At 72.7% G+C, this 25,302-nt stretch carries 22 protein-coding genes; 13 read left to right on the forward strand and 9 right to left on the reverse strand.

What is annotated here, in order from left to right; all coding sequences use genetic code 11:
- Nucleotides 1–39 precede the first annotated feature (39 nt).
- The 5 genes from Ae505Ps2_RS06945 (at nt 40) to Ae505Ps2_RS06965 (ending at nt 4,175) form a co-directional block, all read left to right on the forward strand.
- A complete protein-coding gene (locus Ae505Ps2_RS06945) occupies nt 40–552 on the forward strand; it encodes a sigma-70 family RNA polymerase sigma factor (protein ID WP_020622546.1) in 513 nt (170 codons plus the stop codon).
- Nucleotides 549–1,229 (forward strand): hypothetical protein, encoded by a 681-nt coding sequence (locus Ae505Ps2_RS06950; RefSeq protein ID WP_139318880.1) that lies wholly within the window; start codon nt 549–551, stop codon nt 1,227–1,229. Before Ae505Ps2_RS06945 ends, Ae505Ps2_RS06950 begins: the two co-directional genes overlap by 4 nt.
- Nucleotides 1,230–1,421: 192 nt before the next feature.
- Nucleotides 1,422–2,435, forward strand: coding sequence for a thioredoxin-disulfide reductase (gene trxB / locus Ae505Ps2_RS06955; RefSeq protein ID WP_075553505.1), 1,014 nt, complete (start codon nt 1,422–1,424; stop codon nt 2,433–2,435).
- 50 nt (nt 2,436–2,485) lie between these two features.
- Nucleotides 2,486–2,812: a thioredoxin gene (gene trxA / locus Ae505Ps2_RS06960; RefSeq protein ID WP_020622767.1), complete on the forward strand. Its 327-nt coding sequence runs from the start codon at nt 2,486–2,488 to the stop codon at nt 2,810–2,812.
- Between the two features lie 202 nt (nt 2,813–3,014).
- Nucleotides 3,015–4,175 carry an N-acetylmuramoyl-L-alanine amidase gene (locus Ae505Ps2_RS06965; RefSeq protein WP_075309297.1) on the forward strand — a complete coding sequence of 387 codons (1,161 nt, stop codon included), beginning with the start codon at nt 3,015–3,017 and terminating at the stop codon, nt 4,173–4,175.
- A gap of 87 nt (nt 4,176–4,262) precedes the next feature.
- Here the strand turns inward: Ae505Ps2_RS06965 and Ae505Ps2_RS06970 are convergent, their stop codons facing one another.
- Nucleotides 4,263–4,952, reverse strand: coding sequence for a GNAT family N-acetyltransferase (locus Ae505Ps2_RS06970; protein ID WP_075309295.1), 690 nt, complete (start codon nt 4,950–4,952; stop codon nt 4,263–4,265).
- Between the two features lie 270 nt (nt 4,953–5,222).
- On the opposite strand from Ae505Ps2_RS06970, the gene Ae505Ps2_RS06975 reads away from it, so the two are divergent.
- Entirely contained in the window at nt 5,223–6,584 is a 1,362-nt protein-coding gene (locus Ae505Ps2_RS06975) for a PLP-dependent aminotransferase family protein (RefSeq protein ID WP_233147687.1), read from the forward strand.
- Nucleotides 6,585–6,673: 89 nt separating this feature from the next.
- Nucleotides 6,674–7,624 (forward strand): D-alanine--D-alanine ligase, encoded by a 951-nt coding sequence (locus Ae505Ps2_RS06980; RefSeq protein WP_075309293.1) that lies wholly within the window; start codon nt 6,674–6,676, stop codon nt 7,622–7,624.
- Between the two features lie 2,270 nt (nt 7,625–9,894).
- On the opposite strand, the gene Ae505Ps2_RS06985 is transcribed toward Ae505Ps2_RS06980, so the two are convergent.
- The 8 genes from Ae505Ps2_RS06985 to rpmH form a co-directional block, all read right to left on the reverse strand.
- Entirely contained in the window at nt 9,895–10,866 is a 972-nt protein-coding gene (locus tag Ae505Ps2_RS06985; RefSeq protein WP_075309291.1) for a ParB/RepB/Spo0J family partition protein, read from the reverse strand.
- A 1-nt stretch (nt 10,867) separates the two neighbouring features.
- Nucleotides 10,868–11,761: an AAA family ATPase gene (locus tag Ae505Ps2_RS06990; protein ID WP_075309289.1), complete on the reverse strand. Its 894-nt coding sequence runs from the start codon at nt 11,759–11,761 to the stop codon at nt 10,868–10,870.
- A 70-nt stretch (nt 11,762–11,831) separates the two neighbouring features.
- Entirely contained in the window at nt 11,832–12,506 is a 675-nt protein-coding gene (gene rsmG, locus Ae505Ps2_RS06995; RefSeq protein WP_075334030.1) for a 16S rRNA (guanine(527)-N(7))-methyltransferase RsmG, read from the reverse strand.
- A complete protein-coding gene (locus Ae505Ps2_RS07000) occupies nt 12,503–13,033 on the reverse strand; it encodes a R3H domain-containing nucleic acid-binding protein (protein ID WP_020622604.1) in 531 nt (176 codons plus the stop codon). The genes rsmG and Ae505Ps2_RS07000 overlap by 4 nt, the downstream gene beginning before the upstream one ends.
- 140 nt (nt 13,034–13,173) lie before the next feature.
- Entirely contained in the window at nt 13,174–14,307 is a 1,134-nt protein-coding gene (yidC, locus tag Ae505Ps2_RS07005) for a membrane protein insertase YidC (protein ID WP_075309285.1), read from the reverse strand.
- Between the two features lie 40 nt (nt 14,308–14,347).
- A complete protein-coding gene (gene yidD, locus Ae505Ps2_RS07010; protein ID WP_075553506.1) occupies nt 14,348–14,713 on the reverse strand; it encodes a membrane protein insertion efficiency factor YidD in 366 nt (121 codons plus the stop codon).
- 41 nt (nt 14,714–14,754) lie between these two features.
- Entirely contained in the window at nt 14,755–15,141 is a 387-nt protein-coding gene (gene rnpA / locus Ae505Ps2_RS07015; protein ID WP_075309283.1) for a ribonuclease P protein component, read from the reverse strand.
- Nucleotides 15,142–15,168: 27 nt separating this feature from the next.
- On the reverse strand, nt 15,169–15,306 hold the full coding sequence (gene rpmH, locus Ae505Ps2_RS07020; protein WP_020622600.1) for a 50S ribosomal protein L34: 138 nt from the start codon (nt 15,304–15,306) through the stop codon (nt 15,169–15,171).
- Nucleotides 15,307–15,770: 464 nt separating this feature from the next.
- Between rpmH and dnaA the strand changes: the two genes are divergently transcribed.
- The 6 genes from dnaA to gyrB all read left to right on the forward strand — a co-directional run bounded on the left by dnaA (nt 15,771) and on the right by gyrB (nt 25,298).
- Complete coding sequence (dnaA, locus tag Ae505Ps2_RS07025) at nt 15,771–17,528, forward strand: chromosomal replication initiator protein DnaA (protein ID WP_075334031.1); 1,758 nt, start codon at nt 15,771–15,773, stop codon at nt 17,526–17,528.
- 1,040 nt (nt 17,529–18,568) lie between these two features.
- Entirely contained in the window at nt 18,569–19,723 is a 1,155-nt protein-coding gene (gene dnaN, locus Ae505Ps2_RS07030; RefSeq protein ID WP_075553507.1) for a DNA polymerase III subunit beta, read from the forward strand.
- A 145-nt stretch (nt 19,724–19,868) separates the two neighbouring features.
- Nucleotides 19,869–20,813 (forward strand): phosphogluconate dehydrogenase (NAD(+)-dependent, decarboxylating), encoded by a 945-nt coding sequence (gnd, locus tag Ae505Ps2_RS07035; RefSeq protein ID WP_051050530.1) that lies wholly within the window; start codon nt 19,869–19,871, stop codon nt 20,811–20,813.
- 36 nt (nt 20,814–20,849) lie between these two features.
- Nucleotides 20,850–22,037 (forward strand): DNA replication/repair protein RecF, encoded by a 1,188-nt coding sequence (gene recF / locus Ae505Ps2_RS07040; RefSeq protein ID WP_060713932.1) that lies wholly within the window; start codon nt 20,850–20,852, stop codon nt 22,035–22,037.
- 57 nt (nt 22,038–22,094) lie between these two features.
- The gene (locus Ae505Ps2_RS07045; RefSeq protein WP_349289823.1) at nt 22,095–22,811 is read left to right on the forward strand and encodes a DciA family protein; all 717 of its coding nucleotides are present in this window, start codon (nt 22,095–22,097) and stop codon (nt 22,809–22,811) included.
- Between the two features lie 420 nt (nt 22,812–23,231).
- Nucleotides 23,232–25,298, forward strand: coding sequence for a DNA topoisomerase (ATP-hydrolyzing) subunit B (gene gyrB, locus Ae505Ps2_RS07050; protein ID WP_075309277.1), 2,067 nt, complete (start codon nt 23,232–23,234; stop codon nt 25,296–25,298).
- Nucleotides 25,299–25,302 lie beyond the last annotated feature (4 nt).

Here is a 25,302-nt window from a genome sequence, read left to right on the forward strand (position 1 = left end):
CGCCCGTGGGCACTCCGTCGCGCTGCCTACCGTGCGCGGGTGACGACCGTCGACCGGATCCCGGACCGGGCCCAGCCCGATCTGGACGAGATGTTCCGGAGGTATGCCGACCGGCTCTGGTCGGTGGCCCTGCGGATGCTCGGCGACCGGGCCGAGGCCGAGGACGCGGTGCAGGAGGCGTTCCTGTCCGCGCTCCGCTCGCCCGGGTTCCGTGGTGATGCGGCGACGGGGACGTGGCTGCACCGGATCCTCGTGAACGACTGCGTCGACCGGCTCCGCGCGGCCGGACGGCGGAGGGACCGGCTGCGGACGCTGGAGGCCGTCGTCGCGGCCCGGGACCACGCGGGCGGGCTCGTGGTGCGGCTCGCCGTCTCCGACGCGCTGGCCCTGCTGCCGGCGGACCAGCGGGCGGCCCTGGTGCTCGTGGACGGCCTCGGCTACGGCGTCGCGGAGGCGGCGGAGATGCTGGCCGTGGCGCCCGGGACGGTGAAGAGCCGCCGGGCCCGCGCACGGGCCCGGCTGGCCCCTGTGTTGCGGGAGGACGAGGGATGAGTAGTTCTCACCGGTTCGACGACAATGAGGGCCGCGCCAATCGTCAGAACGACGACAACCACGCAGCACCTGCTTCGTGTCATGTCGACGAGGAAGACCTCGTCGAGGTCGGAGCCCGGGTGGCCCGGGAGCTCGGCCCGGTGGCGATGCCGGACGACGTGGCGGCGCGGATGCGGGCACGGCTCGTCGCGGAGGCGTCGGGGAGCGCCACCGGACCGCACTCCCACGCGCTCCCGGTAGGCGGGAGCGGCCCGCTGAGGACCGCCGGACGCAGCGCCGCCCACAGCCTCCGGGGCACCCCCTGGCGGGCGCTCGCCGTCGCCGCGGCGGCGGTCGTCGTCTCCGTCGCCGGTGCGGCCGCGCTCGCCCCCACGGTCCCGGAGGTCGTCCCGGTCGCCGGGACCGCGCCGGAGGAGCTCCGGTCCGCCGCCGCGGGCGCGGCGGCACCCGTCGGTGCGCTCGACGACCCCGCCCGGGTCCGCGCCTGCCTCACCGCTGCCGGCGCCGCCCGGCCGGACGCGCCGTTCCTGGCGGCCCGCCCGCACGCCGTGGACGGCCGTCCGGCGGTCCTGCTGGTCCTCGGCGCACCGGAACGGGGCCGCTACCGGCTCGTCGTCGTACCACCGGACTGCGGGCCGGGCTCCGCACGGGTGCTCGCCGAGACCACCACCGGCTGACCCGGCAGGGCACCGGCGACGCCCGCGTCACCCTGGCCACGTTCGGCGGGACCGACGGGCGGGAATGCCCCTGTCTAGGATCGCGTTCGAGCCATACGGCAGCCACGACGCAGGAGCCGGCCAGCAGGGCCGGCACCCGCAGGCCCCGTCATCGCGCCCGTCTCGCGGGCGCGCCAGGAGGGATCGGTACCGGTGACCACCGACGACACGGTGCACAACCTGATCATCATCGGGTCCGGGCCGGCCGGCTACACCGCCGCGGTGTACGCCGCGCGGGCCCAGCTCGCCCCGCTCGTGTTCGAGGGCAGCCAGTTCGGCGGCGCCCTGATGACCACGACCGAGGTGGAGAACTACCCGGGCTTCACCGAGGGGATCATGGGCCCCGAGCTCATGCAGCAGATGCGCGGCCAGGCGGAGCGCTTCGGCGCCGACCTGCGCCCGCAGGACGTCGACGAGGTCCGCCTCGACGGCGACGTCAAGGAGGTGCGGGTCGGGAAGGAGACCTTCCGGGCCCGTGCGGTGATCCTCGCGATGGGTGCCGCCCCCCGCTACCTGCACGTCCCCGGCGAGCAGGAGCTCCTCGGCCGCGGTGTCAGCTCGTGCGCCACCTGCGACGGCTTCTTCTTCCGCGACCAGAACATCGCCGTCATCGGCGGTGGCGACTCGGCGATGGAGGAGGCCACCTTCCTCACCCGCTTCGCCGAGACCGTCACGGTCATCCACCGTCGCGACGAGTTCCGTGCCTCGAAGATCATGTACGAGCGCGCGAAGAACGACCCGAAGATGCGCTGGCGTACCAACTCCGAGGTCACCGCGGTGACCGGCGAGGGCTCGGTCAAGCAGCTGCAGCTGCGCGACACCGTGACCGGTGAGACCAGCACGCTCGACGTCACCGGCATGTTCGTCGCGATCGGCCACGACCCGCGCAGCGCGCTGGTCGCGGGCCAGGTCGACGTCGACGACGAGGGGTACGTGAAGGTGGACGGACGTACCACCTACACGAACGTCCCGGGCGTCTTCGCCTGTGGCGACCTCGTCGACCACACCTACCGCCAGGCGATCACCGCCGCCGGCTCCGGCTGCTCGGCCGCGATCGACGCCGAGCGCTGGCTGGCCGGCCACGAGGTCAGCTCCGAGCTGGTCGGTGGCAGCTACGGCTCGGAGGAGACCGCCCCGGCGGCCGCCGTCGCCGACGCCGCGCACTGACCGCCCACCGGCACCCACCAGACCCGCATCCGCGACCGAAGGAGAACCCCATGGGCAACAACACCGTCGACGTCACCAGCAGCTCGTTCGACCAGGACGTCCTGAAGAGCGACAAGCCCGTCCTGGTCGACTTCTGGGCCACCTGGTGCGGCCCGTGCAAGATGGTCGCCCCGGTGCTGGACGAGATCGCCGGCGAGAACTCCGAGAAGCTGACCGTCGCCAAGCTCGACATCGACGCCAACCCGGAGGTCGCTCGCGACTACCAGGTCATGTCGGTCCCGACGATGATCCTGTTCTCCGGCGGCAAGCCGGTGAAGCAGATCGTGGGCGCGAAGCCGAAGGCGGCGCTGCTCGCCGATCTCGCCGACCACATCTGATCACACTCCGTGCGCCGTATAGCGCACAGACATCACGCTGCGTGTCCCGGTTGATCACAACCGGGACACGCGCGTATCCGCCCCGCTGCACTCCTCCGGGGGTCGGGCAGGGCACAATGAGTCCGGCACGCGTCCGGTCACCGGGCGAAACCGACCCATCACGGGCGTCGCACGGCGCCTCACGACTGCGAGCGAGGGGTGCATGCAGCTGCTCCGGCGCGGGGACTGCGGTCCGGCCGTACGCGAGATCCGGACGACGCTGGGACAGCTCGGTCTGCTCCCGGCGGTGCCGCCGGGCTCGCGCGCCCAGGACATGTTCGACGACGGCGTGGACCGCGCCGTCCGCATGTTCCAGCAGGGCCGTGGCCTGATCACCGACGGCATCGTCGGCCCGGACACCGCCCGCGCGCTGCGGGAGGCGGGATGGAGCCTGGGCGACCGGATGCTGTCGTTCACGCTCTCCACCCCCACCACCGGCGACGACGTCGCTCACCTGCAGGAACGCCTGCTCGAGCTCGGGTACAACCCGGGCCGGCCGAGCGGGCTGTTCGACCAGCAGACCGAGCAGGCCCTGATCCGCTTCCAGCGGGACTACGGCATGACCCCCGACGGTGTCTGCGGGCCGGAGACGCTGCGCGCACTGCGCCAGCTCGGCCGCAAGGTCACCGGCGGTCGTCCGCACCTGCTGCGTGAGCAGGAGCTGCTGCGCCGTGCCGGGCCGCGGATGCGTGGCAAGCGGATCGTCATCGACCCGGGCCACGGCGGACACGACCGCGGCGTCGACGTCGGCGGGGTCACCGAGGCCGACCTGATGTGGGACCTCGCCCGCCGGGTCGTCGGCCGCATGTCGGCCACCGGGATGGAGGCCCTGCTCTCCCGCCCGGAGAACGGCAACCCGCCGGACAGCGAGCGCGCGCAGTTCGCCAACGACGTCGGCGCGGACCTGGTCGTGTCGCTGCACACCGACGCGAGCTTCAGCCCGCACGCGCAGGGTCTGGCGACCTACTACTTCGGCAACGGGTCGGGCACCACGTCCAATGTCGGCGAGGCGCTCGCCGGGCTGATCCAGCGCGAGCTGCTCACCCGGACCTCGATGCTCGACTGCCGTAGCCAGACGTGCACCTGGGAGCTGGTGCGCCGGACCCGGATGCCGGCCGTCCGCGTCGAGGTCGGGTACCTGACGCATCTCGGGGACCGCCGCAAGCTGCTCGACCCCGGCTTCCGTGACGTCGTCGCCGAGGGCATCCTCGTCGCCGTCAAGCGGCTCTACCTGCTCGGGCAGGACGACCAGCCCACCGGCACGTTCACCTTCAACGACGTGCTGGCCCGTGAGTACACCCGGGACGAGATCCGGGCCGTCTGAGGCCCGCCACGACCTGCAGAACCCGGCTCGGCCCCGTCCACTCGGGGCCGAGCCCGGCAGGCCGCTCACGGCCCGCTCAGAGCGCCCTCAGATCGTCCCTGTGGGTGGCGTGAACGACAGTCGGCAGGACCCCGCACGGGCCGGTGTCGCCGTCGGACGCGGCGCCGCGCTCTGCATCGGGATGGTCACCGTGTTGAACAGCTGTTCGAGCGCGGCCTCGACGTCGGACTTCCACTCCAGCCCCGAGCGCAGCTCCATCCGCAGCCGCGGCCAGCGGTGGTGCGGGCGGACGGTCTTGAAACCGACCGAGCGCAGGAAGTCCGCGGGGACGACGCAGTCGGACTCGGTGCCGGGGCGGGCGTCGCCGAACGCCTCCACGGCCTTCACCCCGCGCCGGGTCAGGTCCTTCACGACGGCCTGGGCGAGCGCCCGGCCCAGCCCCTCGCCGGAGAACTCCGGAGCCACCTGCATCGTGGTCAGCAGGACGGCGTCGGCGCTGACCGGGCCGGTCGGCATCTCGGTGGCGCGGGGGACCGACGCCGGCGGCGCGAACAGCACGTACCCCGCCGGGGCACCGCCGACGTAGACGACCCGGCCGCAGGAACCCCACTCGAGGAGCACCTCGGACAGCCAGGCCTCCTTCTCCAGGTCGGTCGTGCCGTACCCCTCGGCCTGCTCCGCCAGCTGGGGCGAGAGCTCCCAGTAGACGCAGTTCCGACACCGCTTCGGCAGATCGCCGAGGTTGTCGAGGTTGAGCGCGGCAACATGCCAGGACACGGAAACCGACCTCCGGATGTCGTCGTCACGCGCTGCACGCGCTGCTGCGCGGTCCGGCCCGTCCGGGGCGTGGTCCCGACCCCGGCGCCGGAGCGGCCGTCCCCCTGGCCACCCCCGGGTCCGGTGACCCGCGCAGCCCGAGAGTAGGTGGATTTCCGCGATCCCGTCACCCCGAGAGTGCTCACCGGTACGAACGTCACGACGAAGGGCGGGCCGATCACCCGTCGCGGTTACACTCGGCGGGTCCTTCCCTTCGCAGAGGAGCACGCGATGACCCTGCCCGACCGCCCGCAGCAGCCCGACGTCCGCCGTCCCGCGGCCGCGGCAGCAGCGGCGGCAGGGGAGGGGGCCGTGGTCCCGCTCGCCCCCACCGAGCGTTTCGCGACCCGCACCGCCGGGATGACGGCGTCGGAGATCCGGGCGCTGTTCGCCGTCGCGAGCCGCCCCGAGGTCGTCTCGCTGGCCGGCGGCATGCCGAACCTGGCGGCGCTGCCCCTGCAGTCCCTCGCCCGCGAGGTGGCCGAGCTGGTCGACGTGGACGGCATGTCCGCGCTGCAGTACGGCTCCGCCCAGGGCGTCCCGCAGCTGCGCGAGCAGATCTGCGAGGTCATGCGCGAGGAGGGCATCGAGGCCGACCCGAACGACGTCGTCGTCACCGTCGGCTCGCAGATGGCCCTCGACCTGCTGACCCGGATCTTCGTCGACCCGGGTGACGTCGTCCTGGCCGAGGGGCCGTCCTACGTCGGCGCGCTGGGCAGCTTCGCCGCCTACCAGGCGCGGGTCGTGCACGTCGCGATGGACGAGCACGGGCTGGTCCCGGAGCTGCTGCACGAGGCGCTGGAGTCCCTGGCCCGGCAGGGCGTCGTCCCGAAGTTCCTCTACACGATCCCGAACTTCCACAACCCGGCCGGCGTGACGCTCGCGCACGAGCGCAGGCCGCGGATCCTGGAGCTGTGCCGCCGCTACGGCGTCATGGTCGTCGAGGACAACCCGTACGGGATGCTCGGCTTCGACGGCGAGGTGCACCCGGCGCTGCGTTCCTACGACCCGGACGTGCTGTACCTGGGGTCGTTCTCGAAGACGTTCGCGTCCGGGCTGCGGGTCGGCTGGGCGCTGGTGCCGCCGCTGGTGCGGGACCGGCTGGTGCTGGCCGCGGAGTCGGCGACGCTGTGCCCGCCGTCGTTCACGCAGATGCTGGTGTCGCGCTACCTGTCGCACCACGACTGGCGCAGCCAGATCAAGACGTTCAGCGAGAACTACCGCGAGCGCCGCGACGCGATGTTGGCCGCGCTGGAGACGTACCTGCCCGAGGGCTGCACCTGGAACGTCCCCGACGGCGGGTTCTTCGTGTGGCTGACCGTGCCGGAGGGCGTCGACACGAAGGCGATGCTGCCCCGCGCGGTGACCGCGCGGGTCGCGTACGCGTCCGGCACCGGCTTCTACGCCGACGGGTTCGGCAGCCGGCAGCTGCGGCTGTCGTTCTGCTTCCCGACGCCCGAGCGCATCACCGAGGGAGTGCGGCGGCTCGCGGCGGTCCTGGAGGCCGAGATGGAGGTCGTGCGGACCTTCGGGACGCCGGTCCGCCCCGAGCTGAGCCGGGGCACCCAGAGCCCGTCGCCGGACACCACCTGACGCCGTCCCACGACGGCGATGTTTCACGTGGAACGCCCCGGACCGGCTCCCGGTCCGGGGCGTTCCCGTTGATGGCGCAGAATGCCCGCGTGAGCGATCGAACGGTGGCCGTGCTGGCCGGAGGCCTGTCCCACGAGCGTGAGGTGTCCCTGCGATCCGGTCGTCGACTGGCGGGCGCGCTGCGCGCGAACGGTGTCGACGTCCGCGAGTGGGACGTCGACGCGCGCCTGCTGGAGCGGTTGTCGACCGACCGGCCGGACGCGGTCGCCGTCGCACTGCACGGCGGCGAGGGGGAGAACGGCGCGGTGCAGCAGGTGCTGGAGCTGCTGGGCATCCCGTTCGTCGGGACTCCGTCCGGGGCGTGCCGGCGGGCGTGGGACAAGCCGAGCGTGAAGGCCGAGCTCGTCCGAGCGGGCCTGTCCACGCCCGACTGGGTCGCCCTGCCGCACTCGACCTTCCGGGAGCTGGGCGCCCAGGGTGTGCTCGGCGCGATCGTCGACCGGCTGGGGCTACCGCTGGTGCTGAAGCCGGACCAGGGCGGCTCGGCGCTCGGCGTGCAGGTAGTCCGGAACGCGGCGGACCTCCCGGCCGCGATGGTCAGCTGCTTCGCCTACGCGGAGACGGTGCTCGTGGAGCAGTTCGTCGCCGGGACCGAGGTCGCGGTGTCGGTCGTCCACGACCGCGAGGAACCCCGCGCGCTGCCCGCGGTGGAGGTGGAGGTGCAGTCCGGGTTCTACGACTACACGTCCCGCTACACGCCCGGTGCGGCCACGTTCCACTGCCCGGCACGGCTGCAGTCGGACATCCTCGACACGCTGGCCGACACTGCCCTGGCCGCACATCGACTGCTGGGCATGCGTGACGTGTCGCGCACCGATGCGATCGTCGACGCCGACGGTCATGTGCACGTCCTGGAGATGAACGTGTCGCCGGGCCTGACCGACACCTCGCTCCTCCCGACCGCGGTGGCCGCGGACGGTTCCGATCTCGCGACGGTCTACCTGGCGCTCGTCGAGCGCGCGGCGGCCCGACAGGGCTGAGCGATGTTCCACGTGGAACCACAGCCGTGTGGTTTCCCGTGGAACATCGGCCGAGCACGCCGGGCGACAGGACCGGTCGCCCGGAGCGGGACCCGCAAGACGGCGGCGTCGGTCACGGTCGCGTCGACGCTCGGGGCTCCACCGGCCCGATGCCCTTCGCGCCGTGCACCGGAGGGATCGTCGTCCACTCGCCGCGGGGCTCGATCGCGCTCACCGGGGGAGCCGTGGGTGGCGTCGAGCTGCCAGGCAGCACGCATCACCGTGACGGAGTCGCCCAGCGGGTGGATCCGTCCCGCCCACCCGGGCACGGCCGAAGCCGGCGTGCAGCAGGGGCCGTCGCATCGGTGTCGGGCGGGCATCCCCGGAGGACCGCCGAGCGATCCCGGAGGAGGACGGGTCTCGGGCGACGCCGGGACGCACGGCGCGCACCACCGAGTGCCGGTGTCCGACGCCCACCGGCAGACCGCGATCTCGCACCGCTGCTGCACTTTCTGTGCCGGCGCGTCGAGGCCGGGGGAGGACCGGTCGGATGCGCACCACGACCGGTTCCGCTCCAGCAGGACGACGACCGAGAACCGGCCTCGTGGGACGTGGGCGCGTCCGGCGGTCGCCGAGGTCACGCTCAGCCGGCACCGCGGGGCGACGGCATGCGCGCCGCGGGCGGGCGGTTCGGCGCCGGTGGGCACCCGACCGTCCGCACGGTGTTCCACGTGAAACACGCGCGCACGGAGCCGGGTGCCGGTCGATCTGATCTGCCTCACTCGGGGCGCGGCTGGGCTTCTGCGGCGGCGTACCGGCTCGTTCCCACCGCGCCACCCCGTCCCGCCCCGTAGGGCCCGTGCACACGCAGGCTGGCCCGGCCTCGCCAGGTTCTACATCGCCGGGTTCTGTATCGCCGGAGATCCGCGCTGCCAGGTTCGGTGGCGCCGGGGTTCGGGCATGACGGCGCGGCCCGCGCTGTCGCCGCCCACGGTGTCGGTAGGTTCGGTGTCCCCGCGGTTCAGCGCCCTGGTTCCGGCGGCCCTGGGTTCGGCGGCCCTGGGGTCCAGCGACCCGTGCCTCAGCGCTCCCCGGTTCAGCGCTCCGCGGCTCGGCACACCGGGGGGTTCAGCGCCCCGCGGCTCGGTGGCACCGGGGTTCGGCGCCCCGGGGGTCGACACCCTGGGGTTCGGCACCTCCGGAGTTCGGCACCGCCAGGTTCCGCACTGCCCGGGCTAGCCGGATCCGCTCACGCAGCCCACTCGATCCCGCAGTGCCACCCCATCCCTTCAACTCCAGCCCCACAGCACCCGGTCCCACAGCACCCGGTTCCACTCACGTCACCTGACCCCTGAGCGCCACCCGGTCCAGAAGCAATCGAGACCGCGCCGACCAGTCCCGCATCCCGCGCCAGGCCGGCGGTCGAGCTGCGCGAGGGCGCAGTGCAGAACCACCCCGGAACACCACACCCCGGGCCGACGGACACAGGGCGGCCGTGTCCGACACCGTCGCCGATCATCGGCACGAACCCGGTGACGCAGCAGTGCCGACGCCCCACCAGAAGCTTCCTCCGAGGCACAGCCCGGACCGCGGGACCACGCGTCGGTGTCGCGCCTGCCCACCGCACGGCCCGAAGTCGATGACGGGCCCGTGGTGTGAGGCGCCGTCCTGAGCACCGCACTGCCGACGACTCGCACGAGGTCCCACCGCTGGCCCCGCGCAGACCGACACACGGCCCCGCCCCCGTCGATGTTCCACGTGAAACAACCGCTCCACGGGAAACTGCCGCATCGCTCCACCCGCGGTCCGGGTCACGCCCCGAACCGACGGTCGACACCGCCACCGGGAGCAGCGACCCCACCCCACTCCGGTCACGCACGCCCACGGCAGGCGCCGCCCCGACCACCATCCCGTCCCGGCACCACCCGAACCCGTCACCGCCGCCCCGTGAAGCACCGATCCGCCTCCAGCGACCGTCGACACGGCCGGATGTAGACGTACGTACGACAGATCGGGTCGCACTGCGGGCCTTTCGCCCCAGCCGACAGCGAGATGACCAGACAGCGGACGAATCGGGCATCATCCGTGCCTCAGCGACCCCCTGCGCCTCCTGAAACCCCCCTCGGCCTCCCCACAAGCAGGATGTCCGAACGACATCTCAGAGACCGTCTCAGGGCGCCCTCAGATCCGCTCCACGGCTCGATACCTCACGTCCGAACAGGAACCCGGAAACGCCGACGGCCGCCGTCCACGGGGACGACGGCCGTCGGGGCAGGGGACAGGTGTGCCTATCAGTCGCGGTCGCTGATGCCCATCAGCCCGGTGATCCGGTCCAGATCCTCGACCGACCCGAACTCGACGACGATGCGGCCCTTGCGCTGACCCATCTCGACCTTCACCCGGGTGTCGAACATGTCGGCCAGCCGGTCGGCACGCTCGACGAACTCCGGACGCTGCTCGCCGCGACGACGGGCCCGGCGTTCCCGTGGGGGCCCCTCCTGCCGCGCGAGCACGACGGCCTCCTCGGTCGCGCGGACCGACATGCCCTCGGCGACGATCCGGGTGGCGAGGTCCTCCTGCTGCCCGGCGTCCTCGAGGCCGAGCAGGGCGCGCGCGTGCCCGGCCGACAGCACCCCGGCGGCGACCCGGCGCTGCACCGACACCGGCAGCTTCAGCAGCCGGATCATGTTGGTGACGACGGGCCGGCTGCGACCGAGCCGGTCGGCGAGCTCGGAGTGCGTCACGCCGAACTCGGCGAGCAGCTGCTCGTAGGCGGCCGCCTCCTCGAGAGGGTTGAGCTGGACGCGGTGGATGTTCTCCAGGAGCGCGTCGCGGAGCATCACGTCGTCGGCGGTGTGCCGGACGATCGCGGGCAAGGTCTCCAGCCCGGCACGCTGGGCGGCGCGCCACCGGCGCTCACCCATGATCAGCTCGTAGTCGACACCGGCGCGCCGGACGACGATCGGCTGCAGCAGCCCGAACTCACGGATCGAGTGCTCCAGCTCGGCGAGCTGGTCCTCGTCGAACTGGGTCCGCGGCTGCTTGGGGTTGGGGACGATCCGCGGCAGCGGGATCTCGCGGTATTCCGCCCCGCCGTCGACGACCGGGGTCTCGGGATCGTGGTCGTCGCGTCGGACGGCCGGGCCCGGGCGGTGCAGCGGCGCACCGGGTCCGTTGCCCCCGGGCCGGTCACCGGCCTCCGTCGGGCCGGTGGGAATGAGCGCGGCGAGGCCGCGGCCCAGCCCACCCTTGCGCTCGGCCATCTCAGCGACCGTCCTGGCGGTAGGCGCCACTCGCCCCGTGCTCGGCGATCTCACGGGCCGCGTCGATGTAGCTCATCGCGCCGCGCGAGCCGGGGTCGTAGGCGAGCACGGTCTGGCTGTAGCCGGGGGCCTCGGAGACCTTCACGCTGCGCGGGATGACCGTGCGCAGGGCCGTCGGGCCGAAGTGCTGGCGGACCTCGGAGGTCACCTGGTCGGCGAGCTTGGTGCGGCCGTCGTACATGGTCAGCAGGATGGTCGACACGTGCAGCGAGGTGTTCAGGTGCGAGCGGACGAGGTCGATGTTGGACAGCAGCTGCCCGAGCCCCTCCAGCGCGTAGTACTCGCACTGGATCGGGATGAGCACCTCGGACGCCGCGACCAACGCGTTGACCGTCAGCAGCCCCAGCGACGGCGGGCAGTCGATGAGCACGTAGTCGACGTCGAGCCGGGACAGCGTCTCGTCGTTGAGCGCCTGGGCCAGCCGGGACTCCCGGGCGACCATGCTGACGAGCTCGATCTCGGCGCCGGCCAGGTCGATCGTGGCGGGCAGGCAGAGCAGGTTCGGCGACGCGGTGCTGACCGCGACGGCTTCCTCGAGCGGGATCTCGCCGAGCATCACCTCGTACACCGACGGCGTGCCGGTGCGGTGCTCGACGCCGAGCGCGGTGGACGCGTTGCCCTGCGGGTCGAGATCGATCACCAGCACCCGGATGCCGTGCAGGGCCAGCCCCGCGGCCAGGTTGACCGTGCTCGTGGTCTTCCCGACCCCGCCCTTCTGGTTCGCGACGCTCATGATGCGGCGCGCGGCCGGGCGGGGCATGCCGTGCCGGTCGGGGTGCAGGACGCGTGCGGCCCGCTCGGCCTCGTCCGCGATGGGGGTCCATCCGGCACTCATGCGCGACCCTCGCTTCCTGGACGGTTCGTGCCCGGTCGGTGTTTCACGTGAAACGGCGCTCCGGCACCCATCATCGCCGTTCCTTCCTCGGGATGCGGCGGGGCGCGCCGGTCCGCGGGATCTCGACCACCGTGGTCAGCGGATCGACCACACCGGCTCCGGTCTCGTGGATCCGGGGCTCGCCCCCTCCGAGCGCACGGACCGCCGCGGCGTCGCGGGCGATCTCGTCCGGGGCGGAGGCCCCCTTCAGCACCAGCATCGCACCCCCCTGCCGCAGCAGGGGCAGGCAGATGCCCGCGAGCCGGGCCAGCGGTCCGACGGCCCGGGCGGTGACGACGTCGGCCCCCTCCCATCGTCGCAGAACGGGCCGCTCCTCGGCACGCCCCCGTTCGACGGCGATGTCCAGGCCGAGATCGGTCAGCACCTCGCCGAGCCACTCCACCCGTCGGGCGAGCGGCTCGATCAGCACGATCCGCAGGTCCGGGCGGGCCAGGGCGAGCGGGATCCCGGGGAGCCCGGCCCCGGAGCCGACGTCGGCGACCCGGGCGTCGGCGGGCACGACCTCACCGAGGACCGCGCAGTTCAGCACGTGCCGGTCCCACAACCGGTCCCGCTCGCGCGGGCCGATCAGGCCGCGCTCGATCCCGGAGGTCGCGAGGTGCTCGACGTAGCGGACGGCCAGCCCGGTCCGGTCGCCGAAGACCTTCTCCGCGACCTCCGGGGTCGGGATGGGGGAGGTGGTCACTTCTTGTGGACCACGACCTGGCGACGCGGCTCCTCGCCCTCGCTCTCGGAGACGACACCCTTCACGGTGGCGACGGCGTCGTGCACGACCTTGCGCTCGAACGGCGTCATCGGCCGCAGCCGCGCGGACTCGCCGCTGGCCTTGACCTCCTGGGCGGTCTCCAGACCGAGTGCGGTGAGCTCGTCGCGGCGGTGCCGTCGCCAGCCCGCGATGTCGAGCATCAGCCGGCTGCGGCTGCCCAGCTGCTGCTGGACGGCGAGGCGGGCCAGCTCCTGCAGGCTCTCCAGCACCGAGCCCTTGTCACCGACGAGCTTCTGCAGGTCGGGGTCGTCCTCGGCGCCCTCGATGCTGACGATGGCGCGGCCGCCCTCGACGTCGAGGTCGATGTCGCCGTCGTAGTCCAGGATGTCCAGCAGGCGCTCCAGGTAGTCACCTGCGACGTCGCCCTCCTGGATCAGCAGGCTCTCGCCGGACGGCTTGTCCTGCACGTCCGGACCCTCGGCGGGCTCCTTGGCGGTGGTGGGCACGCGCTACTCCTCTCGTCAACGGTTCGCGGTCCGTCGCGTCCGGGCCCGCGCGGCGGTGGGGTCCGCCGGGGCCGGCGGGGCGCGCCGGGGTCTGTGGGGTCGTGCCTGTGGGGTCGTGCAGGGGTCGTGCGGTGGGGTCGTCAGCGACGCTTGCCGCGCCGGGCCTTGGCCCCCGGGCGCTTCTGCACCGGCTTGGCCCCGGGCTTCTTCTGGCCGTTCCCGTTCCCGTTCCCGTTGCGGGCCGCGCCGTTGCGCTGCCCGTCGGAGGTGGTGCCGGTGTCGGCGGAGGCACCGTCGGACCCGGTGGCGCGGGCCTGCGACGCCGCCTCGGCGGCCTTCTCCTCGGCGGGGCCGATCGGCTCGTCGGCGATCTCGCGGACCTCCTCCGCGGTGCCGCGACGGGCGTCGCGGATCGGCTTCTGGCCGGGGCGCGGGGCGCGGGCCTTCGCGGACTCGGTGGCCTTCTCGGCCTTGTCCGACTCCTCGGCGTCGATCTTGCGGTAGACGACGTACTGCTGGCCGAGGGTCCACAGGTTGTTGGCGACCCAGTAGAAGAGGACCGCGAGCGGCAGGAACGGCGCACCGACGACGACACCGATCGGGAACACGTAGAGCATCAGCTTCTGCATGATCTCGGCCTGCGGGTTCGCCGCGACGGTGCCGGCGGCGATCTGCGCCTGCTGGCGGGCGACCGAGTGGCGCGCGGTGATGTGGGTGAAGATGCCGGCCGCGATCATCAGCGGGATCATCACGATCCACTGCGAGACGAGGTTGCCGCCGAGCTCGGCGACCGACGCGGTGTTCTGCAGCGGCCACACGGCCGAGCCCAGCTTGGCGCCGAACAGGCTGGAGTCGACGAACGAGGCGTTCTCCGCCGCGTTGAAGACGTAGTTCTCGGTCTTGCCCGGCTTGAACTCGCGGAGCACGTGGAACAGGCCGATGAAGACCGGGATCTGCACCAGGATGGGCAGGCAGCCCATCAGCGGGTTGGCGCCGTTCTGCTGCTGGAGCTTCTGCATCTCCGTGGCGAGCTTCTGGCGGTCGTTCGCGTACTTCTTCCGGAGCTTCTGCATCTCCGGGGCCATCTCCTGCATCTTGCGCATGGAGCGGACCTGGACCACGAACGGCTTGTAGAGCAGCACGCGCAGCGTGAAGACGAGGAAGACGACCGACAGCGCCCAGGCGAACCCGTTGTCGTCACCGAGGACGAAGCCGAAGACCTTGTGCCAGACCCACATGATCCAGCTGACGGGGTAGTAGATGAAGTCCAGCACTGCTGCGTTGCTCCTCGTGGTCTCGGGCGGGGCCCGCGGGTCAGCGGTCCGTACCGCGTGAGAGGCCTTCGGTCCGGGGCGGGTCGGTGGACGTCTGCTCCGGCCCGGGATCGGGTTCGGTGCCGCTGCGCGGGACCCCGTCGCTGCGCCGCCGGCGCGGCGGGACCGGGTCCCACCCGCCAGGGTGCCACGGGGCACACCTCAGCAACCGCCACACGGTGAGGCCGAGACCGCGCACGAAGCCGTGCTCGCGGAACGCCTCGACCGAGTAGGCGCTGCAGCTCGGGTGGAACCGGCAGCTCGGCATCAGGTTCGGGGAGATCCACACCTGGTACCAGCGCACCGCGGCCATCGCGGCCCGCGCGCCGCCGCCGGGACGGGCGCCGGGGAGCCCTCCGTCGTCCATCGGAGCCTCCTCACCCGTCGGAGCCGCGTCGTGTGCCGGACTCATCGCGCGTCGTCCGTGGCCGGGCGCGGACGGCGCGGTCGCTGCGCCGCCCGCAGTGCGGAGTCGAGGTCGGCCGCCAGCTCCGCGGACGAGGCGTCACCGGCGGGCGGCAACGCACGGACGACGAGCGCGGCACCTGCGGGCAGCGCCTCCAGCCGGTCCGCGACCAGGTGCCGCAGACGCCGGGCGACCCGGTGCCGGACCACGGCGTTGCCGACGGCCTTGCTCACGACGAAACCCGCCCTCGGCGAGGCGTGCTCGGGCACGCCGCCGGGGCGGGTCAGGTCGAGGTGCACCACCAGCCTCGACCGGCCGGCGCGTCGTCCGCGCCTGATCGTCGAGGCGAACTCGGGCCGGCGGGTGAGCCGGGCGTGTGCCGGCAGCACGGCGCGGGCCGGTGGGGGCGCCGGCCGTCAGGCCGAGAGGTTGCCGCGCCCCTTGCGACGGCGCGCGGCGAGGATCGCGCGGCCGGCGCGGGTGCGCATGCGCAGCCGGAAGCCGTGCGTCTTGGCCCGGCGGCGGTTGTTCGGCTGGAAAGTACGCTTGCTCACGGTCGGCTCCTGGTCGGCGGTTCGCAGGCGTCCTGCGACGCCGAGATGTCTACGGTCACTGGCTCGGGTTCGCGGGCCACCGGCCACACGACACACCGCAGGAATGCGGGACGTCGCGTTCGACGGGCGCGACACGCCCATCCGACCAGGTGTCCGGTCGTCAAGGGTACGCAGCGCGTTTCGAGGGGGTCAAACCGCCCCCACCGGGCGCCGTGACCCCGCCGGCCGGCCGCCGCGACGGCTGCTGCTAGCGTCGCCGCCCCCGCCCGGGACCGGCGCGGGACCAACGACCGACGCCCCGATGCGCGCCGGCCGAGGCCTGCTGCGTACCTTTACGCACAAGTGTGGACAACTCTGGGGATACATCGCCCCAGAGGTCGAGTCCGCGCGTCCGGACGGCTCACCGCCAGTGCTCCGGGGGGAGCAGACCGCCGACAGCGGCCGATCGGGAGGGGGAAACGCGGATGACCGACCAGCCGGGCGACCTCGGCGCGGTCTGGAACCGGGTCATCGCCGATCTCTCCGGCGCGTCGGCCGAGTCCGGTACGCCCACCCTCTCCCCGCAGCAGCGCGCGTTCCTGCGCCTGACCCGCCCCCTCGGCCTGCTCGACGGCACGGCGCTGCTCGCCGCGCCGAGCGAGTTCGCGAAGGACGCCATCGAGCGGATCCTGCGCAGACCGATCAGCGACGCCCTCGGCCGCCACCTCGGCGTGGCGGTCAACCTCGCGGTCGTCGTCGACGCCTCCGCGGCGTCCGGCGGCACCGAGGTCCCCGACCCGCCCGGGTTCGGCATGCACCGCGGCGTCACCGCCGGGGACAGCGTCCGTGACACCGGCACCGGCGACCGCGCGGGCGACGCCCCGGCTGCGGTGACCACCGGGGACCACGGCGCCGGTCCCGCACCCGAGCACGTCGCGCACGAGCACGTCGACGGCGCGGGCCCGGACACCGGGCCGCAGCCCGCCGTCGACGGCGGGTACGGCAACGGCTTCGCCGGCGGGTCCCGCCGCGACGACGCCGGCCCCTCCGGCACGGACCGCGGCTGGTCGGCCGAGCAGCCGCCGTCGTCGTCCGGGGGGTGGGCGCCGCAGCCCGGAGGTCGCCCCGAGCCGGGCTCGCGCGACGGGCAGACCTCGTGGCCTGCCTACACCGCGCCGCAGGCGGGCGACCCGGTCGCGCCGCGGTCGCAGACCCGGCTCAACGAGCGCTACACCTTCGACACCTTCGTCATCGGTGCGTCGAACCGGTTCAGCCACGCCGCCGCGGTCGCTGTGGCCGAGGCGCCGGCGCGGGCGTACAACCCACTGTTCATCTGGGGCGAGTCCGGGCTGGGCAAGACCCACCTGCTGCACGCCGTCGGGCACTACGCCCAGCGGCTGTTCCCCGGGATGCGGGTCCGGTACGTCAGTACCGAGGAGTTCACGAACGACTTCATCAACTCCCTGCGCGACGACCGCAAGGTCGCCTTCCAGCGCCGCTACCGCGATGTCGACGTGCTGCTGGTCGACGACATCCAGTTCCTGGAGGGCAAGGAGGGGACGCAGGAGGAGTTCTTCCACACCTTCAACACCCTCCACAACGCGAACAAGCAGATCGTCGTCTCCTCCGACCGTCCGCCCAAGCGCCTCGAGACCCTCGAGGACCGGATGCGGACGCGGTTCGAGTGGGGGCTGATCACCGACATCCAGCCGCCCGAGCTGGAGACGCGGATCGCGATCCTGCGGAAGAAGGCCGCCCAGGACCGGCTCGCCGTCCCCGGTGAGGTCCTGGAGTTCATCGCGGAGCGGATCGAGCGCAACATCCGCGAGCTCGAGGGCGCGCTGATCCGGGTGACGGCGTTCGCGTCGCTGAACCGGCAGGCCGTCGACACCCAGCTCGCCGAGATCGTGCTGCGCGACCTCATCCCGGACTCCGCGGCCTCCGAGATCACCGCCCCGACGATCATGGCGGTCACCGCCGAGTTCTTCGGCCTCACGCTGGACGAGCTGTCCGGGCCGGGCAAGACGAAGGCGCTCGCCCAGGCCCGTCAGATCGCCATGTACCTGTGCCGCGAGCTGACCGACCTGTCGCTGCCGCGTATCGGGCAGACCTTCGGCGGACGGGACCACACCACCGTCATGCACGCCGACAAGAAGATCCGTAACGAGATCTCGCTCCGGCGGAAGACCTTCGAGCAGGTGCAGGAGCTGACCGCGCGGATCAAGCTGCGCGCTCGGCACTGACCTCCGCCGGGGCCCGCCGAGGCGGGTTGTCCACCGGTCGCACTGCTTCTCCACAGCCCGACCGGCTCCGCCGTGACCTGGCAGGACGCGTTCGCGGCGGTCACCGCGCGCACCGGGACCGATCCCGTGCAACCCACAGGGGCCACAGCCCCCCAGATCGCCGCTGCGGCGCGTTCGGCGCCCTCCCGGGGCGATCGGCACCCCCGCCGTCGCGGACGTCCGGGGCGCCCGGCCCGGTCGACGCGATACCGATCGGGTCCGGCGTGGCGCCACCCGCGTGTCGGTCCCACTCCTCCCGTTCGTCGTCCGGTAGAGGGCACTCGGCGCTTCGTCACTCGCCCCGGTGATCGCTTGCGCCCACCCGCCGGTCACGCTGCGTCGACAACCCTGTGACGAGTGAGACGTCTGTGGGTTCTTCGCGCAACGCGGGAGTGCCGAACTGTCTGTGCCCCCGGTCACCCAGGGTCCACGATCCACCACGTTTTCACCCACATCTGGGGACAACTCTGTGGTTGGATCGTCTCCGGCCCGTGGACGGATGGCCCGGGATCCGTGGACAACTCTGTGGTGAACCCGGGATGAACCGGGGACGGATGGGCGTCGACGCGGTCGGTCCACCGCTCCACGGACCTGTCAACGGGTGCCCCCACCCCCGCGTCCCCAGCCGACGCGGCCTGCTGACCAGCACGGATGCGCTCCATCCACACTGTGCACAGGACTTAGTACTACTGCGGTTGTTCTCTCTCTATCTCTTCTTCCCAAGAACACCTGTGTGGACCGACCCCCGGACGGGGGTCACGGACGGGGACACCCGACGGGCACCGGGGTGGCGTGGAAACTGTCGGGGCGAGGCTCTACCGTGAGCGTCCCGGCGAACCCCGGCTTCCGATCCGTCCCGGCCACTCCGCTCCGCAGCCCCTCCGGGCCACGGGGCCGGCCGGACCCGGAGGCCGAACCGGTCCGCCGCAGCACCGTCGTCCCGTCGACGACCCGGCCCCGCGCCGTGGTCGGAGTCGGGCGCTACCGGGGAAGGTCTCCAGATGAAGTTCCGGGTCGAACGCGACGTCCTCGCGGATGCGGCTGCCTGGGTGGCGCGCAGCCTCCCGGCTCGTCCGCCGGTGCCCGTGCTCGGCGGGGTCCTCATCCAGTCCGACAGCGAGTCCGGCGAGAAGCTGACGGTCTCCGGCTTCGACTACGAGACCTCGGCCCGCGTCGAGCTCGACGCGACGGTCGGGGAGCCGGGCCGCACGCTCGTCTCCGGGCGGCTGCTGGCCGACATCACCCGCGCGCTGCCGTCCAAGCCGGTCGACCTGACCGTCGACGGCTCCCGCGCCACGATCAACTGCGGCAACTCCCGGTTCAGCCTCCCGACGATGCCGGTCGAGGACTACCCGCAGCTGCCCGACATGCCGCAGCGCGCCGGGTCGGTCGCCGCCGACGCGCTGGCTGCCGCCGTCGCCCAGGTCGCCGTCGCGTCCGGCCGGGACGACACGCTGCCGATGCTGACCGGCATCCGGCTCGAGATCGAGGGCTCGCAGCTGACGCTCGCGGCCACCGACCGGTTCCGGCTCGCCGTCCGCGAGCTCGAGTGGTCCCCGGAGGACGCCTCGATCTCGACCGCGGTGCTGATCCCGGCCAAGACCCTCGCCGAGGTCGCCAAGACCCTTGCCGGGTCCGGCACCGTGGAGATCGCGCTGTCGGCCGGGGACGGGATGCTCGGCCTCACCGGTGGCGGCCGTCGCTCCACCAGCCGGCTGCTCGACGCCGAGTTCCCGCGCTTCCGCCAGCTGATCCCGGCCGAGCACACCACCGCCGTCGAGCTCGACGTCGCGCTGCTGGTCGAGGCGATCAAGCGTGTCTCGCTCGTCGCGGACCGGGTCGCCCAGATCCGGATGGAGTTCGGCGAGGACGGCCTGCGGCTGGCCGCCGGCGGCGACGACGTCGGGTCCGCCGAGGAGGAGCTGCCCTGCGCGCTCGACGGCAGCCCGCTGACGATCGCGTTCAACCCGGGCTACCTGCTCGACGCGCTCGGCGCGCTGCACACCGACCGCGCGCAGCTGACGTTCACCACACCGAACCGGCCCGCACTGGTCCGCCCGGTGCCCAAGCCCGCCACCGACGACGCGGGCGAGGCGCCGTCGCCGGAGAAGTCGGGCTACCTGCACCTGCTGATGCCGGTGCGGCTGCCGGGCTGACCCCGACCGGGTCGGCCCGCCGGTGCCGACCCCCGCCGGGCGGACGTCCCGGCGAGGGGGAAGACTCCTCCCCGGTGTGATCGACGAGGGCCACCGGTGCCCTGTGGGGCATGCCGGCGGCACGGACGTGAAGGGGGCCTCTGCCGTGCAGATCGGCATGATCGGACTCGGCCGCATGGGCGGCAACATGCGGGAGCGGCTGCGGGCCGCCGGGCACGAGGTGGTCGGCTACGACCCCCGCCCGGAGGTCAGCGACGTGGCCTCGCTCGCCGAACTCGCGGGTGCGCTGGCCGCACCGCGCGTCGTGTGGGTCATGGTTCCCTCCGGTGAGCCGACCCGGAACACCGTCGCCACGCTGGCGACCACGCTCGAGGCCGGTGACCTGGTCATCGACGGCGGCAACTCCCGCTACACCGACGACCAGCCCAACGCCGCCCTGCTCGACGCGCACGGCATCGGCTACATCGACTGCGGCGTCTCCGGCGGGATCTGGGGCAAGGACAACGGCTACGGCCTGATGGCCGGTGGCGAGCCGGAGCACATCGCGCGCGCCATGCCGATCTTCGACGCGCTGCGTCCGGAGGGTGTGCGCGAGGAGGGCTTCGCGCACGCCGGTCCGGTCGGCGCGGGCCACTTCGCGAAGATGGTCCACAACGGGATCGAGTACGGCCTGATGCAGGCCTACGCCGAGGGCTTCGAGCTCATGGAGGCCAGCGAGCTGATCACCGACGTACCCGGGGTGATCCAGGCCTGGTCGCGTGGCACGGTCGTCCGCTCCTGGCTGCTCGACCTGCTGGTCGACGCGCTCAAGGACGACCCGCGCCTCGAGCAGCTCGAGGGGTACGTGGACGACTCCGGGGAGGGTCGTTGGACGATCGAGGAGGCCATCGCGCACGCGGTGCCGTTGCCGGTCATCTCCGCGGCCCTGTTCGCCCGGTTCTCCTCCCGGCAGGCCGAGTCGCCGGCGATGAAGGCCGTCGCCGCGCTGCGCCAGCAGTTCGGCGGGCACGCGGTGAAGAAGTCCGGGCCCGCCGGGTCCCCGGGGGACAAGGCGGGACCGTCGTCCGGCGGCGGTTCGACGCAGCAGTGACCCGGCGCCGAGCCGGACGGGAAGGGTGACCAGGCGGTGTACCTCAGGCGGTTCTCGGTCACCGACTTCCGGTCCTGGCCGGAGGCCGAGCTGGAGCTCGACCCCGGTGTGACCGTGCTGGTCGGGGCCAACGGCGTCGGCAAGACCAACCTGGTCGAGGGGATCGGCTACCTCGCCACCCTCGGCTCGCACCGGGTGTCCTCCGACGCGCCGCTGATCCGGCGCGGGGCCGAGCAGGCCGTCGTCCGCGGCGAGGTGCACCACCACGGCCGGAAGCTCGGCGTCGAGCTGGAGATCAACAACGGGAAGCAGAACCGGGCACGGGTCAACCGCTCACCGGTCTCGCGGCCGCGCGAGGTCCTGGGGATCCTGCGCAGCGTGCTGTTCGCGCCGGAGGACCTGGCGCTCGTGCGGGGCGACCCGTCGGAGCGCAGGCGCTTCCTCGACGAGCTGCTCGTCGCGCGGTTCCCGCGCTACGCCGGCGTCCGCGCCGACTACGACAAGGTCCTGCGCCAGCGCTCGGCCCTGCTGAAGTCCGCGAAACCCGCGCTGCGCGGGGCCCGCGGCCGGTCCCGGTCGCCGGTCGCCGCGGACCCGGACCTTCCCGACGACCTGGCGACGCTGGAGGTCTGGGACGGGCACCTCGCCCGTACCGGCGCGGCACTGCTGGCCGGGCGGCGCGAGCTCGTCGTCGCGCTGGCGCCCTACGCCCGGGAGGCGTTCGCGGCGATCGCGCCGTCGTCGGACCCGATCGGCCTGGACTACCGGTCCAGCCTCGGGACGGCGGGGGTGGCGGAGCTGCCGTCCTCGACCGGGGAACTGGAGACGCTGCTGCTCGACCGGCTGGCGCAGGTGCGGTCCCAGGAGATCGAACGCGGGGTCTGCCTGGTCGGCCCGCACCGCGACGAGCTGGACCTCGCCCTGGGCGAGGGACCGGCGAAGGGCTACGCCAGCCACGGCGAGTCCTGGGCGTTCGCGCTGGCGCTGCGGCTGGCGTCCTACCGCCTGCTGCACGCCGACGACGTCGAGCCGGTCCTCGTGTTGGACGACGTCTTCGCCGAGCTGGACTCGGCCCGGCGCCGCGCGCTGGCCGATCTCGTGGCCGACGCGGAGCAGGTACTGGTGACCGCCGCGGTGGCCGAGGACGTGCCCGCGGAGCTCGACGGGGCCCGGTTCGCCGTCGGCGACCGGAGGGTGAGCCGCGACGGCGAGGTGCCCGCATGATCGCCCCGACAGGTCTCGAACGCGTCACGGCATTCTGGGGACAAGGCTGTGGATACTGTGGATAACTCAGGCGAACCGGGGGACGGACGCCGTTCCGGAACCGGAAACCGGAGGACAGGGCGTCGGGGAACGGGCACCGACGGCACCGCCCCTGGGGACGGACGCGACACCGGACCGGGTCACGACGCGGTCACGGTCGCGGACGTCCCGGGCGCGGGGGTCCCGGGAGAGCAGGGGGACCTGCTCTCCGGCGACCGCGCGAACCTGCGCGGTGCCGACCTCGCCCGCGAGGCGTTGCGCGCGGCCCGTGAGGCGTCGGCCCGCAAGGCCGAGGAGCGGGCCCAGGCCGACCGGCCCAAGCTGCGCGTGGTCTCCGGGCGGGGGCGTCGCCGTCGCTGGTCGGGGGCTGGGCCCGACGACCGGGACCCGCAGCCGTTCGGACGCCTGGTGTCGCGGGTGTCGGTGGACCGCGGCTGGTCGAACCGGCTGACCGACGCGACCGTGCTCGGCCGGTGGCCGCAGCTGGTCGGACCGGACGTCGCCGACCACTGCACACCGGTCTCGCTGCGCGACGGCGAGCTGACCCTGCAGGCCGAGTCGACGGCGTGGGCCACCCAGCTGCGGACGCTGCAGCGTCAGCTGCTGACCCGGCTCGCGGCCGCGGTCGGGCCGGACGTCGTGCGCCGGATCCGGGTGGTCGGGCCGAGCGGCCCGAGCTGGCGGCACGGTCCGCGGCACGTCCGCGGTCGCGGCCCTCGCGACACCTACGGCTGAGCCCCGCTCCACCCGCACACGGACCGCCGACCGGGTGGTGCGAGCCCGGTCGCTCACGTTGCGGACGCGTCACGACGCCAGGGGCGCGTACGGGGGCCCGGATCGGGTGGGGAGCTGCACCGGAGTGCACGGGCCGCTCTCGTCGGCGGTGAGCGCGGGATGACACGGCCGCCGGTCCGCTCGGCCCGGCAGGGGCACGTTCGACCCCGTACCGGACGCCGTTCGCCCGTCTGTGGCGCTTCTGGGCGGGTCCTATCCGCCTTCCCGGGCGTTCCGCCGGGTAGGATCGACAGGTGTTCCCCGGGTGGCTCCCCAATGACATGACCAGAGCGCCCGGTCGGTGGAACCGCTCCGTCGTCGTCGCACCGGTGGTGCGCGCGTCGCGCGGGTGGTTCACGTGGCGAGGAGAAGCAGCTACCCGTGGCTTCCGACAAGGCAGCGAACAACGCCTACGGCGCGTCGTCCATCACGGTCCTCAAGGGCCTGGAGGCGGTCCGCAAGCGGCCCGGCATGTACATCGGCTCGACCGGTGAGCGGGGTCTGCACCACCTGATCTGGGAGGTGGTGGACAACTCGGTCGACGAGGCGATGGCCGGTCACGCCACGAAGGTCGTCGTGACCCTGCAGGCCGACGGCGGCATCCGCGTCGAGGACGACGGTCGTGGCATTCCCGTCGAGATGCACCCGGTGGAGAAGAAGCCGACCCTCGAGGTCGTCCTCACCAGCCTGCACGCCGGCGGCAAGTTCGACGACAAGTCCTACGCCGTGTCCGGTGGTCTGCACGGCGTCGGCGTCTCGGTCGTGAACGCGCTGTCCACCGCGCTCGACGTCGAGGTCCGCCGGGACGGCAAGATCTGGCGCCAGCACTACGAGTACGCCGTGCCCGGCGAGCTCGTCGAGGCAGGCACCACGAAGAAGTCCGACACCGGCACCACGATCACCTACTGGGCCGACCCGAAGATCTTCGAGACGACCACCTACACGCTGGAGACGATCCGTCGCCGGCTGCAGGAGCAGACGTTCCTGAACAAGGGCCTCACCATGGTCCTGCGTGACGAGCGCAGGCCGGAGAAGCCGGCGGGCGTGCCGTCGTCGGACGCGGTCGACGAGGACGGGAACCCGGTCGAGGCACCGGTCACGGAGATCGACACGGACTCCGAGCCCGACGCCGAGGGCTACGTCGCCAAGCCCAAGGAGTACGTCTTCCACTACCCGAACGGGCTGGAGGACTTCGTCGCGCACCTGAACAAGTCCAAGGACCCGATCCACCGCAAGATCGTCAGCTACACCGGCGAGGGCCCCGGCCACCAGGTCGAGGTCGCGATGCAGTGGAACTCGGGCTACTCCGAGTCGGTCTACACCTTCGCGAACACGATCAACACGCACGAGGGCGGCACCCACGAGGAGGGCTTCCGCCACGCGCTGACCGCCACGGTCAACAAGTACGCGCGCGACAAGAAGCTCATCAAGGAGAAGGACCCGGCGCTGTCCGGCGACGACATCCGCGAGGGCCTCGCCGCGATCGTCTCGGTCAAGGTCTCCGAGCCGCAGTTCGAGGGCCAGACCAAGACCAAGCTCGGCAACACCGAGGTCAAGTCGTTCGTCCAGCGCGTGTCGAACGAGTGGCTCGCCGACTGGTTCGAGCGCAACCCCACCGAGGCCAAGACGATCGTCACCAAGGCGGTCTCCTCGGCCCAGGCCCGCCTGGCCGCGCGTCGTGCACGCGAGCTCGTGCGCCGCAAGAGCGCCGGTGACATCGGCGGCCTGCCCGGCAAGCTGTCGGACTGCCGCTCCCGCGACCCGGAGAGCTGCGAGCTCTACATCGTGGAGGGTGACTCCGCCGGCGGCTCGGCGAAGGCCGGCCGCGACTCGATGCACCAGGCGATCCTGCCGATCCGCGGCAAGATCATCAACGTCGAGAAGGCCCGGATCGACCGCGTCCTCAAGAACACCGAGGTCCAGTCGATCATCACCGCGATGGGCACCGGCATCCACGACGACTTCGACCTGTCGAAGCTGCGCTACCACAAGCTCGTGCTGATGGCCGACGCCGACGTCGACGGCCAGCACATCCGCACGCTGCTGCTCACGCTGCTGTTCCGCTTCATGCGCCCGCTGATCGAGAACGGGCACGTGTTCCTGGCGCAGCCGCCGCTGTACAAGCTCAAGTGGGCCGGTCGCGGGGCCGAGCCGGAGTACGCCTACACCGACCGCGAGCGCGACGGCCTGATCGAGGCCGGCCGTGCCGCGGGCAAGAAGCTCCCCAAGGACCAGGGCGTGCAGCGCTACAAGGGTCTCGGCGAGATGGACGCCAAGGAGCTGTGGGAGACCACCATGGACCCGACGAACCGGCTGCTGCTCCAGGTGAGCCTGGACGACGCCGCCACCGCCGCCGAGCTGTTCTCGGTGCTGATGGGTGAGGACGTCGAGTCCCGCCGCTCCTTCATCACCCGCAACGCCAAGGACGTGCGCTTCCTGGACGTCTGATCCA

The organism is Pseudonocardia sp. Ae505_Ps2 (assembly GCF_001932425.1).
In the GTDB taxonomy this organism is placed as follows: domain Bacteria; phylum Actinomycetota; class Actinomycetes; order Mycobacteriales; family Pseudonocardiaceae; genus Pseudonocardia.

Bases quoted from the DNA above. Each gene is read 5' to 3' on its own strand.
- Ae505Ps2_RS06950 (WP_139318880.1), top strand. From the start codon at position 549: ATGAGTAGTTCTCACCGGTTCGACGACAATGAGGGCCGCGCCAATCGT.
- trxA (WP_020622767.1), top strand. From the start codon at position 2,486: ATGGGCAACAACACCGTCGACGTCACCAGCAGCTCGTTCGACCAGGAC.
- Ae505Ps2_RS06965 (WP_075309297.1), top strand. From the start codon at position 3,015: ATGCAGCTGCTCCGGCGCGGGGACTGCGGTCCGGCCGTACGCGAGATC.
- Ae505Ps2_RS06975 (WP_233147687.1), top strand. From the start codon at position 5,223: ATGACCCTGCCCGACCGCCCGCAGCAGCCCGACGTCCGCCGTCCCGCG.
- Ae505Ps2_RS06985 (WP_075309291.1), bottom strand. From the start codon at position 10,866: ATGGCCGAGCGCAAGGGTGGGCTGGGCCGCGGCCTCGCCGCGCTCATT.
- Ae505Ps2_RS06990 (WP_075309289.1), bottom strand. From the start codon at position 11,761: ATGAGTGCCGGATGGACCCCCATCGCGGACGAGGCCGAGCGGGCCGCA.
- yidD (WP_075553506.1), bottom strand. From the start codon at position 14,713: ATGGACGACGGAGGGCTCCCCGGCGCCCGTCCCGGCGGCGGCGCGCGG.
- dnaA (WP_075334031.1), top strand. From the start codon at position 15,771: ATGACCGACCAGCCGGGCGACCTCGGCGCGGTCTGGAACCGGGTCATC.
- dnaN (WP_075553507.1), top strand. From the start codon at position 18,569: ATGAAGTTCCGGGTCGAACGCGACGTCCTCGCGGATGCGGCTGCCTGG.